Below are 16666 nucleotides of genomic sequence, written 5' to 3' on the forward strand. Positions count from 1 at the left end.
TGAGGCCGCGCCGACGGGAGGGTTCAGTCGAGCCCGATGCGCACCGGATCGGCGGTGGCGGAGCCGAGCCAGGTGTGCGGGTTGCCGAACCAGCACCAGCCGAGCTTCGGCGCGCCCTGGCTGATCCAGAGCGCCGGCACCCGCTTGTCCCCGCAGCGGGAGCCGACCAGCGAGAAGCACCGGTTGCTGGCCAGCGCCGGCGGGTGCAGGGTGACGAAGGCGAGGCCCTCGTCGATGGTGATCGGCAGCCGGTCCCGCTCGGTCATCTGGGCCAGCGCGGTGGACGGCGGGAGGTTCCGGTACTCCTCGCCCCGGTCCACGTCGAAGAGCAGGTAGGCCGGCCCGGGCGGCACCTCCAGCTCCTTGATCGGGTCGAACGTCGGCAGGTCGTCGGCCGGGAAGTTCCGGTCGAGGATGCCGGGCTTCCGCTTGCCGGCGAGCGTGGTCAGTGCGATCCGCTCCTGGACGGGCACCAGCTCGCGCGTGGTCACCAGCAGGAAGGGCACCCGCCCGTCGCTGGGCGCGGCCAGGTCCGCCGCCCCGGCGACGGCCCGTGCGCGGAGCGGGGTGAGCAGGTCGCGGAAGGCGGGCTCGGTCAGCCCGGCCAGGGCCGGGTAGCCGAGCTGCACCAGTCGGTCGAGTTGCCGGTCGAATTCGGTCGCGGCGTCGTAGCGGCTGTCGGGCATGCGGCCTCCATCTGTCGTACGGCGTCCCGTACAGCGTACGACAATGGGCGCGTATTCCCGACCGGCGGAAGAATTCTGAGCTCAGCGGTTCCAGTCCTGCTTGGCCGCGCGCACCAGCTTGTCCTTCAGCTCCCGGGTGTGCCGGCGGCTCACCGGCAGCTCGGCCCCGTCGATCACCACCACGTAGCCGGAGTTGACCAGCCGCAGCTCGGCGATCAGCTTGAGCTGCACGAGGTAGGACCGGTGGACCCGGACGAACCCCGCGTCGGCCCAGCGCTCGGCGAGGGTGGCCAGCGAGACCCGGACCAGGTGGGAGCCGTCCGCGGTGTGCAGCCGGGCGTAGTCGCCCTGCGCCTCCACCCAGCGCACCGCCGAGCGGGGCAGCATCCGGGTGGTCCCGGCCAGCTCGATCGGGATGGTCGGATCCTCCTCGGCCCGGGCCAGCGCCGCCGGGTGCGAGGGGACCACCCGCGACCCGATCACCCGGCGCAGCGACTCGGCCAGCCGCTCGGCACGCACCGGCTTGCGCACGTAGTCCGTGGCGCCCAGGTCGAAGGCGTCCACCGCGCCGTCGTCGTACGCGGTGACGAACACGATGGCCGGCGGCCGGGCGAACCGGCGCAGCACCCGGGCCAGCTCCATGCCGTCCAGCCCGGGCATCCGGATGTCCAGGAAGACCACGTCCACGTCGCCGTCGCGCAGCACCCGCAGCGCCTCGGTCGCGTCGCCGGCCGTGTGCAGCCGGGCCACCCGGGGGTCGGCCCGCAGGTGGTACGCCAGCTCGTCCAGGGCCGGCGGCTCGTCGTCGACCGCCAGCACGCGGAGAAACCCGGTCGCGGCGTTCATGACGTCGCCCGTACCCCGGGGTGGAACTTCGGCACCCGCATGCTGACCTTCGTACCCGAGCCCAGGCCGGTCTCGACGATCAGGCCGAACCCGTCCCCGAAGGCCGACCGGAGCCGCTCGTCGACGTTCGAGAGGCCGACGTGCTGGCCCGGGTCGTCGGCCGGGTCGCTACCGGCCCCGGCGAGCTCGGCGATGCCGGCGGTCAGCGTCGTCGGATCCATCCCCACCCCGTCGTCCTCCACCGTGATGTGGCACTCGGCGCCCGCGTCCCGGGCCTCGATGCTCACCATGCCGGTGCCCGGCTTGCGGGACAACCCGTGCCGGACCGCGTTCTCCACCAACGGCTGGAGGCAGAGGAACGGCAGGGTCACCGGCAGCACCTCCGGGGCGATCTGGAGGCGCACCTGGAGCCGCTCGCCGAAGCGGGCCCGCTCGATCGTCAGGTAGCGGTCGATCGAGCGCAGCTCCTCGGCCAGCGTGGTGAACTCCCCGTGCGCCCGAAACGAGTAGCGGGTGAACTCGGCGAACTCCAGGATCAGCTCCCGGGCCCGCTCCGGGTCGGTGCGGACGAACGAGCCGATCGCGGTCAGCGCGTTGTAGATGAAGTGCGGGCTGATCTGGGCGCGCAGCGCACGTACCTCGGCCCGGGCCAGGCGCTCCCGGGACGAGTCCAGCTCGGCCAGGGCGAGCTGGTCGCCGGCCCAGTGCGCGGTCTCCAGGGTCGCCTGCACCAGGCCCGGGGCCGGCCGCTCGCCGGCCAACGCCACCAGCGCACCGACCACCCGGCCGTCGGCGCTCAGCGGGGCCACCACCGCGCCCCGGACCGGGCAGTCCACCAGGTCGCAGTGCAGCTCCGACTCGCGCAGCACCGTCGAACGCCCGGTGCCGACCGCCCTCCGGGCCGCACCGAGCAACTGGTCGCCGTGGTGCGCGCCGTGCCCGTCGAGGGCGAGCAGGGCCTCCCGGTCCGTCAGGGCCAGCCCGGCCGCGCCCACCAGGGCCCGCAGATGGCGTACGGCCTTCGCCGCCCCCGCCGCGCTCAGGCCGCCCCGCAGCGGCTCGGCGGCGAGCCCGGCGGTGTGCAGCACCTCGTAGGTGGCCCGCTGGGTGGCCGTGGCGATGCCCCGGCGGGCGCGCAGCCGCAACACCGCCCACAGCGCCGCGGCCAGCGCGGTGACCAGCGAGACGACGCCGAACACGGCCGAGAGGTTGCCACCCACGCCCGCGATCCTGACGGGTGGCGGCCCGGAGCGCTAGTACGCGCCCTTGCGGGCGAGCACCACCCCGACGGTCCGCCACAGGATGCTCAGGTCGTAGGCCAGCGACCAGTTGTCGACGTAGTAGAGGTCGAGCCGGACCGCCTCGTCCCACGAGAGGTCGGAGCGGCCGGAGACCTGCCAGAGGCCGGTCATGCCCGGGCGGACCAGCAGCCGGCGCCGGACGTCGCCCAGGAAGTCACCGTCGTCGGCGGGGAGCGGACGCGGGCCGACCAGGGACATCTCGCCCCAGAGCACGTTGATCAGCTGGGGCAGCTCGTCCAGCGAGGAGGCGCGCAGGAAGCGGCCCACCGGGAAGACCCGCGGGTCCTGCTTCATCTTGAACAGCATGCCGTCGGTCTCGTTCTGGTCGACCAGGCCGGCCAGCCGCTCCTCGGCGTCGACGTACATGGTCCGGAACTTCCAGACCCGGAAGGTGCGCCCCTCGTGCCCGACGCGGGGCTGCCGGAAGAAGACCGGACCGGGGTCGGAGATCCGGATGGCGATGGCGACCGCGGCGAAGAGCGGGGCCAGCAGCAGCAGGCCCAGCCCGGCGCCGACCCGGTCCATCAGGCTCTTGACAAGCAGGGCCGGCCCGGACAGGGTCGGCTCCTCGACGTGCAGCAGCGGCAGGCCCTCGATGGGGCGGATGTGCACCCGCGGGCCCGCGATGTCGGTGAGCTGTGGCGCGACCACCAGGTCGACGCCGGAGCCCTCCAGTTGCCAGGCCATCCGGCGCAGCTCGCCCGGCTCGGCGCTGGCCGAGCCGCACACCGCGATGGTGTCGCCGCCGACCTCCCGCACCAGCGCGAGCACGTCCCGGCCGGCGTAGACCGGCACCGGGGTCTCGATGCCCCGGGCGGCGGCGTACCCGTCGGTGAGGTGGATGGCCACCGGGACCAGGCCGGCCCCCGGGTTGCGGGTGACCGCGGTGAAGACCTCCAGGCACTCCGGCAGGGTCCCGACCAGCACCATCCGGTGCCCGGCCTGGCCGACCCGGCGGCGGAGCGCGTGCAGCGTGGCCCGGGCGATCATCCGGCCCAGCAGGATCAGCAGCATGGCGCCGAGCAGCGCGAAGCCGACCGTCCACCGGGACAGCGAGTAGGTCTTCGTCGCGAAGGCGATGAAGGAGACGGTGGCGGCGACCGCCACGCCGGCCCGGGTCACCCGCTTGAACTCGTCCGGCCCCAGGCCGAGGTAGCGCCGGTCGTAGGCGCGGTTGCCCCACAGGATGAGCAGCCAGCCGAGCGGCAACAGCAGGAACGCGACGGTGTAGAACCACGACTGGGGCGCGTGCCGGAAGCCGGAGTCGGCCTGCTCGAAGATCTGGATGGCCAGGTAGCTGGCCAGCGCCGCCGCGCCGAAGTCGAGCAGCAGGAGGATCGCGATGTAGGGGCGATGCCAGCGGGACACCCGGCGGCGGGCGCGGGCCCATGCCAACCGGGGCACGCCGTTGTGCGACGGCGGAGTCGGCGGCTGGATCTCGAAGCTGTCGACGTGCCGCACGCTCTCGCTCCGGCCTGTGTTGGTTACCGGGCGCTGGAGGCTTGTCGTCACCTCAACCCATGTCCTCCCGCATGACACGCGCCCTCACTCGCCGTGAGGGCCCGGGTCGCCCACCGTCCCAGTCTCCCACGCGGGCCCGGCCCGGACCGCCCCCAGAGGGAGAAGCCGTCCGATGATGCTCGCGAGGATCTGGCCGGCTCCGAGTCGGTTGTGAAGCCGGGGACCGAGCCACTATACCGATGGATGGCGGCCCCGGTAGAGGTGCGGAGTGGGACCTTCGGCGATCCGCGGACGATTCCTCTCCGTAACCGGGGAGTGTGGTTACTCACCGTACGAGGCGGGACAACCGTCGGTCAGCCAGCGGCTTGCCGCCGGTCTGACAGGTGGGACAGTAATGGAGGCTCGAATCGGCGAACGAGACCTCCCGCACGAGGTCGCCACAGACCGGGCAGGGCAACCCCTTCCGGGCGTGGACCTTCAGCCCGGAGCGCTTCTCGCCCTTCAGCTCGGCGGCTCGCTGCCCCATCGAGCGCCGGACCGCGTCGCCGAGCACCGCACGGGTCGCCGCGTGCAGCGTGGCGAGCTGGTCGTCGGTCAGCCGGTCGGTGATCGCGAACGGGGAGAGCTTCGCCGCGTGCAGGATCTCGTCGGAGTACGCGTTGCCGATCCCGGCGAGCACCGACTGGTCGGTCAGGACCCCCTTGACCTGCCCCCGGCGGCTGCGCAGCCGGGCGCCGAAGGTGGCCAGATCGGCCTCCAGGGCGTCCGGGCCCAGCTTGCCCACCCCCGGCACCAGCGCCGGGTCGGTCACCAGGTACGCGGCCAGCTTCTTCTGCGTGCCCGCCTCGGTCAGGTCGAAGCCGGAGCCGTCGTCGAGGCGTACCCGCAGGGCGATCGGGCCCTTGCCGGGGCGCAGCGGGGCGGTCGACGGGAACGCCTCCCGGTAGTGCAGCCAGCCCGCCCGGGCCAGGTGGACCACCAGGTGCAGGCCCTCGTCGAACCGGACATCCAGGAACTTGCCGTGGCGGGCGGCGCCGACCACCGCCCGGCCGGCGACCGCGCTCGGCGGCGGGTCGTACGTCTTCAGCGCGCTGATCGCGGCGACCTCGAACCGCTCGACCCGCCGGCCGACCGCCCGCTCGCGCAGGTAGCCGGCGAGCGCTTCCACCTCCGGTAGTTCAGGCACCGTACAAAGGTAGCCTTCTTTGCCGTGAGCGCGAGGAATGAGCTTGCGAGTCCCGCAGTCGCGAACGAGAGGCGAGCTCCGTGAGAATCGTGGTGGCGCACAACCGGTACCGGGAAGCCCAGCCCTCCGGCGAGAACACCATCGTCGACGCGGAGATCGCCCAGCTGACCGCGGCCGGGGTCGAGGTGCTGCCGTTCCTGCGCAGCTCCGACGAGATCCCCTCGATGTCGAAGCCGGCCAAGGCGCTGCTGCCGATCTCGCCGATCTGGGCCCCGAAGGCCCAGCACGACCTGGACCGCCTGCTCGCCGAGCACCGCCCGGACGTGCTGCACCTGCACAACCCGTACCCGCTGCTCTCGCCCTGGGTGGTGCGGACCGCGCACAAGCGCGGCGTGCCGGTGGTGCAAACGGTGCACAACTACCGCCAGGTCTGCTCCTCCGGGCTCTACTTCCGCGACGGCGTGATCTGCCAGGACTGCCGGGGCCGGACGCTGGGCGTGCCGGCGATCGTGCACCGCTGCTACCGGGGCTCCCGGGCACAGAGCGCCCTGATGGCCACCACGCTCGCCGTGCACCGCCCGACCTGGAAGTCGGTGGACCGGTACATCGCGCTCACCACCGCGGTCGCCGACCACCTGCGCGACTACGGCATCCCGGACGAGCGGATCGTGGTCAAGCCCAACGCGGTGCCCGACCCGGGGACCCCGGCGCCGCCCGGTGACGGGTTCCTCTTCATGGGCCGGCTGAGCCCGGAGAAGGGGCTCGACCTGCTGCTGAACGCCTGGCGGCGGCACCCGGTGGGGTCACTGGGCCCGCTGCGGATCGCCGGCGACGGCGAGCTGCGCCCGCTGGCCGAGGCGGCCGCCGCCGAGCGGCCCGACGTGGTCTACCTGGGCCAGCTGGACCGGGCCGGGGTACGCGCCGTGCTGGCCGACAGCGCCGTGGTGCTGGCCACCTCCACCTGGCACGACGTGCTGCCCACCGTGATCATCGAGGCGCTGGCCAGCGGCCGGCCGGTGCTCGGCACCGCGCTGGGCGGCATCCCGTACCTGGTCGGCGCGGACGATCCCCGGGAGCCGGCCGGCACCGGCCCGGCCGAGGTGGCCACCGCGGCGCCCGGCGACGGGCACGTCTCCCTGCCCCGCGGGGTGCAGCGCGGCGAGGCCGGCTGGGTGGTCGCGCCCGACACGGAGGCGCTGGCCGCCGCCCTCCCCGTGGCCCGGGCCGGCGCGCCAACGCTCGCCCCGGCCGCCCGCACCCGCTACGAGCGCACCTTCCACCCCGACGTGGTGACCAAGCGCCTCATCGACATCTACGCGGCCGTAACCCCCACCCCCCACTGACCCACCCGGCCCTCACCGCGGCGCCACTCGGGGTGGCGGCCGGCTGACGGTGAGGCGAGGCCTCACCGTCAGCGGAGGGAGGCGCGGGCGGCGAAGGCGATGCTGGCCAGGAGGAAGCCGCCGTTGACGATCGTGAAGGCGACGATCACCCAGACGGTCAGGGCGGGGGCCACGGTCAGGACCAGGCCGGCCAGGAAGATCACGGCGCCGTAGTCGCGGACCAGCTTCGCCAGGCGGACCGGGAGCGAGGTCGAGGTGACCATGCTGGCCGCGTTGGGGCCGGCCTGCATCACCGAGGTGACCAGGTTGACCATCCAGGTGCCGGCGAAGACCGCCACCAGCCAGGTGGGCGTCGACGGGCGCTGCGCCACGGCGGTCGCGCCGAGCGCGGTGACCAGGGCGATCTGGGCGGCCACGTCACAGAGCACGTCGACCCGGGCGCCGGCCGCGCTGCCCTGCCCGGTGACCCGGGCGAGCTGACCGTCCGCGCAGTCCAGCGCGTACGCGATCTGCCAGGCGACCAGGGCGACCAGCCCGACCGCCCAGGCCGGGACGGACCCCGCCGCCACGTCGTCGGCGAGCGCGACCACGGTGACCGAGGCGGCCAGGCCGAGCACCAGGTTGGTGATGGTCAGCGCGGTCGGGCGCAGCCCCAGGCGCTGGGCGACCAGCGCGAAGGCGGCGCCGATCCACTGGCTGATCGACTCGCTGAACAGGCCGCCGCCCCGGTTGACCCGGTGGAAGTCGGCGACGGAGGGGCGGGACGGCTCAGCCGAGGTGGTCGCGGAGTGCACCGGCGTAGTCTGCCAGCCGCTCCCGCGTCTCGGTAGGCGACATCGCCAGGTGTTCGAGGATGGTGTAGCGGTCCGGCCGGGTGGCCGGCGCGAACTGCACCGCCTCCACGAACTGCTCGTCGGTCAGGCCCACGTCGGCGGGCAGCCGGGGCAGGCCGTGCCGGGCCAGGCAGGCCGACATCTCGGTGAGCTTGCGCTCGTCGCCCCGGAGGAAGGTGCAGAACAGGGCGCCCAGCCCGGCCAGCTCGCCGTGCGAGGCGGTGCCCGGGTAGAGCGAGTCGACGGCGTGCATGATCTCGTGGCAGCCGCCGCTGGCCGGGCGGCTGGTGCCGCAGACCGCCATGGCCAGGCCGGTGGAGATCAGCGCCTCGGCGAGCACCGTGACGAAGCTGTCGTCGCTCATGTCGCCCCGGTGGGCGAGCACCGCCTCGGCGCCCATTCGGGCCAGCGAGGCGGCGAGGCCGTCGACCGGCTCCCCGCGGACCTGCCGGGCCAGCTCCCAGTCGGCCAGGGCGCTGATGTTGCTCACGACGTCGCCGATGCCGGCCCGGTTGTGGCGCTCCGGCCCCGCCTCGACGAAGTCCAGGTCCACGATCACGGCGATCGGGATGTGCACCCCGTAGGAGCCCTTGATGCCCTCGGTGACCAGGCTGGCCACCGGCGAGGCGATGCCGTCGTTGGCCAGCGCGGTCGCCACGGTGACCATGGGCAGCCCGCGCCGGGTCGCCGCGTACTTCGCCACGTCGATGGTCTTGCCGCCGCCGATGCCCACCACCGCGTCGTACGACCGGTTGCGCAGCTTCGCGCCCAGGTCGTCGGCGGCGTCCAGGGTGCCGCCGGCCACGGTGAACAGGTCGGCCGACCGCAGTGAGGGGCGGATCAGCTCGGCGATCTGCTCGCCCTGCCCGGGGCCGACCACCACCGCCACGTCGCCGCCGGCGGAGATCCGCCCGTCGGCCAGGATCGCGGCCAGGTCGGCCACCGCACCGCGCCGCACGTCGATGTGCAGCGGGGTGAGGATCGTCCGGGCTAGTAGCGGCACGCGATCTCCCGCGCCCGGGCCAGGTCGGCGTGGTTGTCGACCTCGACCCAGGAGACGTCGCCGATCGGCGCGGCCCGCACCTCGCCGCCCCGGTCGGCGAACTCCTGGTAGCCGTCCTCGTAGTAGAGGTTCGGGTCGCGCCGCCAGGTCGCCTCCAGGGCGTCCGCGAGCGCGCCCGCCACCTGCGGCTCGATCAGCGTCGCGCCGATGTACTCGCCGTACGCCTCGCCCGGGTCCATCAGCTTGGTGATCCGGGTGAGCTGGCCGGCCGCGTCGAAGGTGGTCTTCATCTCCTCCTCGGCCAGCGCCTTGATGTTGTCGACGGCCAGCAGGATGCCGGGGCCGCGCTCGGCCAGCAGGGTCTTCTCCACGCTCACCGGGTGCACGGTGTCGCCGTTGACCAGCAGCACCCCCCGGGAGAAGTGCTCCCGGGCCAGCCAGAGCGAGTACGCGTTGTTCCACTCCTCGGCCTTGTCGTTGTGCACGAGGGTGATCGTGACGCCGTACTTCTCCTCCAGCGCGGCCTGCCGCTGCCGGACCGCGTCCGCCGCGTAGCCGACCACGATCACGACCTCGGTCAGCCCCACCTCGGCGAGGTTGCGCAGGGCGATGTCGAGGATGGTGGTCTCCCCGTCGACCGGCACCAGGGCCTTGGGCAGGGTGTCGGTGTACGGGCGCAGCCGGCGCCCCGCACCGGCGGCGAGCACCATCCCGATCATGCCGGCACCATCCTCTTCTCGACTGCGCTCCACTCGGTGGAGGATATCGTCGTGCCGCGGCCGGCCGTGGTTCAGCCCGGCAGGGCCGCCAGGTCGGCGAGCAGCTCCAGGCGTTCCTCGGCGGCGAGCACCGCCCACGGGCCGGCCGCCCGCCGGTCCGTCTCCTGCTCGATCGCCAGCCGCTCCGGGCCCGCGGGCAGCTCGACGACGCTGGCCGCGGTGTGCCCCGCCGCCGTCCACGCCGCCGCGTGCGCGTCCGCGCGGTGGTAGCGCAGCGTGCCCAGCCGGTTGAGCAGCAGCACCCCGGGCGGGGTGCCGTCCGGCTCGTGCGGCGGGGCCATGGTCGCGAAGGCGCCGGGCCCCGCCGACGCGAACGCGTAGGCCAGCACCCGGCCCAGGGCCGGGACCAGCCGCGCCACCCGCTCGTCGTGCCCCGCCCACAGTTCCTCGGTCACCTCGGCGTGCACGCCGAACAGCTCGGCCAGGAAGGCCAGCCCGCGCTCGGTGGCGCAGAAGCCGCCGTCCGGGAAGCGCTGGATCATCCCGTACGCGACCTGCTTGTCCAGCGCCCGCTGGCAGGCGGCCGGGTCCCGGTAGCGGGTCACCGCCGCGAAGCCCGCGGCGTCCACCGTGCCGCCCGGTACGGCCAGCCGGGTGCGGAACTCCACGAGGAAGCCGGTGGCGGCGGGTCCCCCGTACCGGGAACTCAGCTCCGCGCCGCCGCCGTCGCGGCCGGCGAGCATGCCGGCGACGAAGGCCCGGTCGACGGCCGGGGCGACCAGCCCCGCGAACCGGTGCGGCGGCAGTTCGACGGCGTCGCCCGGGCCGACCCGGTGCGTCGGAGACCGCGGAGCGCCGCGGCCCGGAATCGTCGCGCTCACAGACCGATCGAACGCAGGGCGGCGAACGCGTTCTCGGCGATCCGCCGGATCAGCCCGTCGTTGACGTCGCGGTGCTCGTCGAGCAGGTCGACGTCCTGCTCCGCCAGCCAGCGGAACTCGGTGTGCTTGCCCGCCTCCAGTCGGGGCCGGCTCAGGTCGCCGTCCACCCGGACCAGGAAGTCGGTCTCGACCCGGGTCAGCCCGTCGTCGCCGGTGTACCGGTATTCGCCGACCTGGCCGAGCACGTGCGAGACGGTCCAGCCGGTCTCCTCGGTGACCTCCCGGCGCAGCGCGTCGTCCACCTCCTCGCCCGGTTCGAGGTGGCCGCCGACGATGTCCCAGCAGTTGGGGAAGAGACGCCGCTCGGGGGACCGGCGCTGGATGAAGATGCGGCCGTCGTCGTCCACGATCAGCGCGCCGGCGCAGCGGAGGGGCTCGGTGGGCACCTCACGACAGTAGCGATCCGGGGCCGTTCGTGGCGATGCCCGGTCTTGTCCCGTTCCGCATCGATGGCCCACCATGTCCGTACCGAGGCCGCCGTCCCACAGGAGTGATGTGATGCAGGTACGGGAAGCGATGTCCAGTGAGATTCTCGTGGTCGGCCCGGAGCACACGCTCCGCCAGGCGGCCCGGATGATGTCGGCCCGGCGGGTCGGGTCGGCGGTCGTGATCGACCCGGACTCCGAGGGGGTCGGGATCATGACCGAACGCGACGTGCTCAACGCGATCGGGGCCGGGCTCGACCCCGACGTCGAACGCACCGGAGCCCACCTGACCTGGGACGTGGTCTACGCGGGCCCGGACTGGACCGTGGAGGAGGCGGCCGCCGCGATGGCCCGGGGCGGCTTCCGGCACCTGGTGGTGCTCGACGGCCGGGAGGTGGCCGGGGTGATCTCGGTACGCGACCTCATGCGGGTCTGGGCGCGGGAGCACACGGCGCCCCGGGTCTGAACCGACGACGGAAAGGGCGATGGCCCGGCCGATACCGGCCGGGCCATCGTCGTGTCGTACCGCCTCGGGTCAGGGGCCGACGAAGACGGCGGTGCCCCGCCAGTCCACGTTGTCGACGCCCGGGCCGCTGCGCACGGTGGCGGAGCCGGTCGGCGCGCCGTCCGACCACGCCATCGAGGAGAGGTTGCCGGTGGTGCGGGAGACGACGTAGAGGTTGTCGCCGTCCAGGAACAGGCCGTTCGCGTCGGCGAAGGCGGTGGTGCCGGTGACCGTGCCCCGCTCGGCACCGACGACGCCGGTGTCGGGCGTGAACCAGCGCCAGAACAGGGTGCTCTGGCCGGCCAGCGTGTAGTAGATGCGGCCGCCGGTGTAGAACATGGCGGTCACGTTGGGCAGCTCGGCGGAGAAGTTGACCGTCATGCCCGCGTAGGTCGAGCCCTCCGGGGCGGAGCCGGTGACGACCAGGTCCCACTTGGCGTCGTGGTACGGGTCGAGCTTCTTCGGGGTGCCGAACGCCTCGCCGTCGAACGAGCGCTTGTAGAGGTCGCCGTTGACGCCGTAGAACAGGTCACCGCCGACCCAGAAGGCGCCCTTCACCGTGGACCACCGGGTGCTGTCCGAGTTGGCCACCGTGGTCGCGTTGCCTACCGCGGTAGCGCCGTCGTACGACCGCTTGGTGATGCTGTCCACCGTGGTGGCCGGCGGCACCGGCGGGAGCTTCACGATCTCGATGCCCTGGACCAGCGGGTTCTCCACGACCCGACCGAAGTCGATGTCGATGTTGCCGTCGCTGGTGACCGCGAAGGCCCGCATGGTGCCCTTGTTGGTGGCGCCGATGGCGGCGATCGCGTCGAAGTCGTTCAGCTTGAGCACGCCGTCGATGCTGACGTCGAACTTGCGCTTGCCGGCCGTGGCGGTGCCGTTGAAGCGGTTGGCCAGGTAGAGCCGCACCTGGACCGGGGTGCCCGCCGGGACCGGGAAGTCCCACTGCATGTCCGGGGCGGTCGCCAGGTCCCAGCGCTCGCTGTTGTACAGCGCCCCGGGAGTGCCGGCCGGCACGGTGGCGTCGAGCGTCGCGTTGGTGGTGTACGTCGAGACGTTGCTACCCGTGTTGTGGTAGCTGCTCGGCGCCGCCACGGTGTCCGCGGCCCAGGCCGGCCCGCTCGACGCGGCCAGCTGGTCGCCACCGGCGTTGACCCGGTAGAGGATGTCCGCCGCGTCCGGCGTCGGCGCGGTCTTCACGATCTCGATGCCCTGGACGAGCGGGTTCTCCACCACCCGGCCGAAGTCGATGTCGACCACGCCGTCGCTGACCAGGGAGAAGGACCGCATGGTGCCGCGGTCGGTGCCGCCGGCGCTGGCCACCGGGTCGAAGTCGTTCAGCTTGAGCACGCCGTCGATGCTGACGTCGAACTTGCGTGCGCCGACCACGCCGGTCCTGGCGTACCGGTTGGCCAGGTAGAGGCGCACGTCGACGCGGGTGCCCGCGGCGATCGGGATGTCCCACTGCATGTCCGGGGCGGTCGCCGCGTCCCAGCGCTCGGCGTTGAACAGAGTCGCCGGGGTGCTCGCCGGCACCGTGGCGTCGAACGTCGCGTTCGTCGGGTAGGTCGAGACGCTGTTGCCGGTGTTGTGGTGCGGGCTGGGCGCGGCGGCGGTGTCGCCGGCCCAGTCCGGGCCGCCGTCGGTCGCCGGGATGGCCGGACCGCCGGCGTTGACCCGGTAGAGGACCTCGCTCTGCGCCGCGCGGCCGGCCTGGTAGACGTTGCCGGGCAGGCCCTTGGTGCTGGTGGAGTGCGGGGTGGCGCCGTCGCTCAGCGGGAAGAAGGCGAGCCGCTTCCGCTGGTAGTCGAAGTCGCCGATGTACTCCTGGTCGCTGCCCAGCCAGAGGCCCTGCGGGGTCACCAGCATCTCGGTGACGCCGTAGCCGCGGGGGTGGCGGCCCGGGTTCCAGGACAGGGGCAGGCCGCTGACCGGGTCGAGGGCCGCGATGCTGGCCCGCGGCACCGCGCCGGGGCCCGCCTTGTCCCGCGCGAGCGGGTTGTTCGACCAGCGGAAGTGGCCGCCGACGTAGATGGCCTCCTCGCTGATCCCGGTGGAGAGGAAGGTGTCGCCGCCGCTGTAGTTGACCCAGGTCGGCTGCTGGCCGTCGCCGCTGGCGCTGGTCTCCCAGCGGGCCGCCGAGTCGCAGAGCGTTCCCGGGTACGACGCGCCGGTGGTCACCACGACGAAGTACTTGCCGTTCGGGGAGAACTGCACGTCCCGCACGTACGAGTCGAACGAGGTGTACTTGCAGGCCGCCGAGTAGCGGTCGGTGTTCCAGTCGGCGATGGTCGCCGTGCTCTCGCCCAGGTCGATCCGGACGATCTGGTCGTGGACGACGCCGTCGGCCTTCTTGAAGTTGCCGATGACCACGAGGTGCTTGCCGTCCGGCGAGACGGTCAGCTTCTCCACACCGACGCCGGCCTTGGCGCCGCCGTTGGTGCTGGTCCAGTTGTGGTTCTCGGTCAGACCCACGGTGAGGTAGTCGGTCACCGCGCCCGTGGTCGGGTTCAGCGAGGCCAGCCCGTTGCGGGTGGTGCCGAGCACCGTGCTGAAGATGCCGCCCACCAGGAGGTGGCCGTCGACCAGGGCGATGTCGGTGACCGTGCCGTTGAACGCCTGATTCTTGAAGGTGTCCACCGGCGTGCCGTCCGCGATGTTCAGCAGGACCAGCTTCCGGAAGTTCTTGTCGCCGACCTTGTTGAAGGTGCCGGCCACGTAGACCGTGCCCGGCGTCGGCCCGGCGATCAGCGCGGTCACATCGCCGTCGAGCACCGGGGCGAAGGAGTCGTCGAGCTTGCCGGTGGCCTTGTCGAAGGCCAGCACTCCCCTGCGCGCGACCTCGGTGGTCGCGGAGCCGCGGTTCTGCGCCTTGGTGAACGAACCACCGACGATCACCTTGCTGCCGGCGTCGTAGATGGCCACGACGTTGCCGTCGTTGATGTTCGGCGTCTTGTCCGTCGGCACCTCGCTGACCAGCGTGGTGTGGTCCGGGGCGGGTGCGGCGAGCGCGGGTACGGGGGTGAAAAGGGTGGCGATGCCGAGCACGGCGGCGCCGAGAGCGGACACCGAGCGGTGTCTCAGGATCGAGGAAGGCACAGGCTACTCCGGGGGAAACGTCGGAGGCGCTGCGGTGATGGCCGGTGCCGGCGCGAGGTGGGGCGCCGCACGGCCGACCGCAGACGTGAGAGCAATACCTTCTCGCATCCGGCCGTCGCCCGTCCACCCGGGATCGGCGTTTTTGACCGAGCAAACGCACCAGGTCACACGAAAAGACGAGGGAAGATCATCGACCCGGTACGGAGGGTGGTGTCGAGGAGACACTGAGGTCCGGCGGCGGCGGATTGAAGTACGGGTCGGTGGCCATCTCGCGGAACACCGCCTCGCTCTCCGGGTCGTTGCCGAAGGTGCTGTCGTACAGGGGTTTCGTGGTCTGTCGGGCGGCGAAGTAGACGGCTGCCTTGATCTGCGGGTGCTTCTTCAGGTACGGCCCGACCTCGCGCATCCAGTCGGCCCGCTGGCCGGGCCGCCCCTCCTGGGTGAGCCCGAACTCCCCGATCACCACGGGCCGCGGGTGCTTCTGGGCGAAGGCCATGAAGTGGTCCATCCGGTCGGTGAAGCTGTTCCACTCCGGGCCGGGGTAGACGTCGGCGCAGAGCCAGTCGACCTGGTCGTCACCGGGGTAGTAGGCGGCGGCGTCCCGGTCGGGCTCGGCGAAGCCGTCCGCGTGCGGGCACCACACCCAGGCCGCGTTGGTGACGCCGGCCTCGGTGAAGATGGCCCGGACGTGTTTCCAGGCGGCGACGTAGTCCTCCGGGGAGTGCATGCTGGCGGCCAGGTTCGGCCGGTCCATCTCCCACCGGTAGCGCAGCAGCACCGGCACCCCGAACGCCTTGACGTCGGCGGCCCGCTGCCGGATCAGGGTGTCGTAGACGCCGCTGACCGTCGACCGGGTGTCGGTGCCCTGCCAGGAGATCATCTGGAGCTTCCCCTGGGACTGGAAGGCCCGCTCCGTGGCGCCCGGGAAGGCCTCGTTCCACTCGTGGAACATGTGCGCGATGGCCAGTTCGCCGCCGGCCGCGCGGTTGAACTCGTCGAACGCGGCGGCCCGCCCGGTGGCGTTGTGGAACTGCGGCTTGACCCAGGCGCCCACCCAGGCGCCCCTCTCCGGCAGCTCCGGCCCGCGCCCGGTGGTCCGGACCGGGCCGGTCCGGGGCGTCACCGTGGGCGGGGGCGGCGCCGCCGCCGTCGTCGCATCGTCCGGCCCGCCGGTGGAGCCGAAGTCACAGCCGGCCACCGCCGGCACGAGACAGGCCAGGGCGAACACGGACGCCATCGTCCGTCGTAACCGTCGTACCACCGCAACCTCTCCCCAGGATGGTCGCCGGCCCCACGGTCGTCGGCCCCGGCGGCCCCGCGTCAGCGGAGCGGCGCGCCGGGACGGGCGGGCGACCCCTGGCACTCTACCGCTGCGACGGGCCTCACGCGGTGTAGCCGAGGTCCCTGAGCAGCGGCCCAGCCTCGGCGAGCACGTCGGCCAGGTCCTGTTCGGTCAGTCGCTGCCGCCAGCGGCCGACCGAGTTCGGCCGGGCCTTGGCGAACCGGGCGTGCAGCGCCTGCCGGCCGGCCGGGTCGTCGACCGCCAGGAAATCGGCGACCACCTCGGCCGCCTCGGCCGGCCGGTTGACGATGTCCTCGTAGCGGAGGTGCCGGACGCGCTCCGCCGGCACCTCGGCGAGCTGGGCCAGCGCGCTGCCGGTGAAGCGGCGCCACATCCACGCGGACCGGCCCAGGTCGGAGACCCGGCTGAACTCGTCGCGCCGCTCCGGCTCCACCCAGAACCGGGGCGCGGCGCCCCACGGCGTGCCCCCGCGTCCGCTCTGTCCGGTGCCCGTCGAGGCCGCGTTCAGCCACGGCTGCTCGGCGTGCGACACCGCGACGTCCCGGCCGTCCCGGTAGACGTGCAGGAAGACCGCGTCCGGGAAGACCTCGGTCAGGAACGGCACGATGAAGCAGTTCTCCGGGTCCTTCTCGGCGAACCGCAGCCCGCCGTGGCCGGAGGCGGCGAGCAGCGCCCCGTAGTAGCCGCGGAAGTAGCGGGCCGCCCGCTGCGGGGTCCAGCTTCCCTCGTACACGCAGCGGGCCACGGCCTTGGTGAGCCGGGGCTCGAAGTGGTACGACACGTCCGGCAGCGCGCCCACGCAGCTGCCCAGGAACGTGGTGCCGGAGCGGGGCGCGCCGAGAATGAAGATCGGCCGCTCGACCTTCAGGCTGAGCTTGCGGTTCGCGGCCTCCACCGGCCGCTCCAGCTCCCGGCGTTCCTTCCGGTCCGCCAGCAGGCCGACGGCGGCGAGCCTCGCGGCCTTCACGGTCGACAGGCCGGAGTGCGGGGAGAGGGGCGTGCTGCTGGTCAT

General features: G+C 73.0%; 15 protein-coding genes. 2 read left to right on the plus strand and 13 right to left on the minus strand.

The annotated features are described in order from the left end of the window. Positions 1 to 23: 23 nt before the first annotated feature. The 5 genes from ABZ452_RS19150 to ABZ452_RS19170 all read right to left on the minus strand — a co-directional run bounded on the left by ABZ452_RS19150 (position 24) and on the right by ABZ452_RS19170 (position 5480). Positions 24 to 686 (minus strand): DUF5701 family protein, encoded by a 663-nt coding sequence (locus ABZ452_RS19150; protein ID WP_357944385.1) that lies wholly within the window; start codon positions 684 to 686, stop codon positions 24 to 26. A gap of 81 nt (positions 687 to 767) precedes the next feature. Continuing rightward, complete coding sequence (locus tag ABZ452_RS19155) at positions 768 to 1532, minus strand: LytTR family DNA-binding domain-containing protein (protein WP_154229174.1); 765 nt, start codon at positions 1530 to 1532, stop codon at positions 768 to 770. After that, positions 1529 to 2752, minus strand: a complete 1224-nt coding sequence (locus ABZ452_RS19160; protein WP_357944389.1) for a histidine kinase — start codon at positions 2750 to 2752, stop codon at positions 1529 to 1531. The genes ABZ452_RS19155 and ABZ452_RS19160 overlap by 4 nt, the downstream gene beginning before the upstream one ends. Positions 2753 to 2785: 33 nt before the next feature. Then, positions 2786 to 4294: a sugar transferase gene (locus tag ABZ452_RS19165; protein WP_357944392.1), complete on the minus strand. Its 1509-nt coding sequence runs from the start codon at positions 4292 to 4294 to the stop codon at positions 2786 to 2788. A gap of 325 nt (positions 4295 to 4619) precedes the next feature. Beyond that, positions 4620 to 5480 (minus strand): DNA-formamidopyrimidine glycosylase family protein, encoded by an 861-nt coding sequence (locus ABZ452_RS19170; RefSeq protein ID WP_357944394.1) that lies wholly within the window; start codon positions 5478 to 5480, stop codon positions 4620 to 4622. Positions 5481 to 5560: 80 nt separating this feature from the next. Between ABZ452_RS19170 and ABZ452_RS19175 the strand changes: the two genes are divergently transcribed. After that, complete coding sequence (locus tag ABZ452_RS19175; protein WP_357944397.1) at positions 5561 to 6823, plus strand: glycosyltransferase family 4 protein; 1263 nt, start codon at positions 5561 to 5563, stop codon at positions 6821 to 6823. 68 nt (positions 6824 to 6891) lie between these two features. Here ABZ452_RS19175 and ABZ452_RS19180 read toward each other — a convergent pair whose 3' ends face one another. The 5 genes from ABZ452_RS19180 to ABZ452_RS19200 all read right to left on the minus strand — a co-directional run bounded on the left by ABZ452_RS19180 (position 6892) and on the right by ABZ452_RS19200 (position 10705). Further along, complete coding sequence (locus ABZ452_RS19180; RefSeq protein ID WP_357944400.1) at positions 6892 to 7617, minus strand: CDP-alcohol phosphatidyltransferase family protein; 726 nt, start codon at positions 7615 to 7617, stop codon at positions 6892 to 6894. Further along, a complete protein-coding gene (locus ABZ452_RS19185) occupies positions 7592 to 8659 on the minus strand; it encodes an iron-containing alcohol dehydrogenase family protein (RefSeq protein WP_357944402.1) in 1068 nt (355 codons plus the stop codon). The genes ABZ452_RS19180 and ABZ452_RS19185 overlap by 26 nt, the downstream gene beginning before the upstream one ends. Next, positions 8647 to 9378: a phosphocholine cytidylyltransferase family protein gene (locus tag ABZ452_RS19190; protein WP_357944405.1), complete on the minus strand. Its 732-nt coding sequence runs from the start codon at positions 9376 to 9378 to the stop codon at positions 8647 to 8649. Before ABZ452_RS19190 ends, ABZ452_RS19185 begins: the two co-directional genes overlap by 13 nt. A 71-nt stretch (positions 9379 to 9449) precedes the next feature. Beyond that, on the minus strand, positions 9450 to 10259 hold the full coding sequence (locus tag ABZ452_RS19195; RefSeq protein ID WP_357944408.1) for a hypothetical protein: 810 nt from the start codon (positions 10257 to 10259) through the stop codon (positions 9450 to 9452). Then, positions 10256 to 10705, minus strand: a complete 450-nt coding sequence (locus ABZ452_RS19200; RefSeq protein ID WP_254341110.1) for an NUDIX domain-containing protein — start codon at positions 10703 to 10705, stop codon at positions 10256 to 10258. The genes ABZ452_RS19195 and ABZ452_RS19200 overlap by 4 nt, the downstream gene beginning before the upstream one ends. A 112-nt stretch (positions 10706 to 10817) precedes the next feature. On the opposite strand from ABZ452_RS19200, the gene ABZ452_RS19205 reads away from it, so the two are divergent. Then, entirely contained in the window at positions 10818 to 11210 is a 393-nt protein-coding gene (locus ABZ452_RS19205) for a CBS domain-containing protein (RefSeq protein WP_148429006.1), read from the plus strand. 69 nt (positions 11211 to 11279) lie between these two features. On the opposite strand, the gene ABZ452_RS19210 is transcribed toward ABZ452_RS19205, so the two are convergent. The 3 genes from ABZ452_RS19210 to ABZ452_RS19220 form a co-directional block, all read right to left on the minus strand. Next, entirely contained in the window at positions 11280 to 14321 is a 3042-nt protein-coding gene (locus ABZ452_RS19210; protein WP_357944412.1) for a malectin domain-containing carbohydrate-binding protein, read from the minus strand. A 217-nt stretch (positions 14322 to 14538) separates the two neighbouring features. Next, positions 14539 to 15588, minus strand: a complete 1050-nt coding sequence (locus tag ABZ452_RS19215) for a glycosyl hydrolase (protein ID WP_357944415.1) — start codon at positions 15586 to 15588, stop codon at positions 14539 to 14541. Between the two features lie 145 nt (positions 15589 to 15733). Beyond that, the gene (locus tag ABZ452_RS19220) at positions 15734 to 16666 is read right to left on the minus strand and encodes a sulfotransferase (protein ID WP_357944418.1); all 933 of its coding nucleotides are present in this window, start codon (positions 16664 to 16666) and stop codon (positions 15734 to 15736) included.

This window comes from Micromonospora sp. NPDC005707 (genome assembly GCF_040631005.1).
Taxonomy (GTDB): Bacteria; Actinomycetota; Actinomycetes; order Mycobacteriales; family Micromonosporaceae; genus Micromonospora.

Excerpts from the sequence above, each read along its gene's own strand:
- ABZ452_RS19215 (WP_357944415.1), bottom strand. The coding sequence starts at position 15,588 with ATGGCGTCCGTGTTCGCCCTGGCCTGTCTCGTGCCGGCGGTGGCCGGC.
- ABZ452_RS19190 (WP_357944405.1), bottom strand. The coding sequence starts at position 9,378 with ATGATCGGGATGGTGCTCGCCGCCGGTGCGGGGCGCCGGCTGCGCCCG.
- ABZ452_RS19150 (WP_357944385.1), bottom strand. The coding sequence starts at position 686 with ATGCCCGACAGCCGCTACGACGCCGCGACCGAATTCGACCGGCAACTC.
- ABZ452_RS19205 (WP_148429006.1), top strand. The coding sequence starts at position 10,818 with ATGCAGGTACGGGAAGCGATGTCCAGTGAGATTCTCGTGGTCGGCCCG.
- ABZ452_RS19155 (WP_154229174.1), bottom strand. The coding sequence starts at position 1,532 with ATGAACGCCGCGACCGGGTTTCTCCGCGTGCTGGCGGTCGACGACGAG.
- ABZ452_RS19220 (WP_357944418.1), bottom strand. The coding sequence starts at position 16,666 with ATGACCAGCAGCACGCCCCTCTCCCCGCACTCCGGCCTGTCGACCGTG.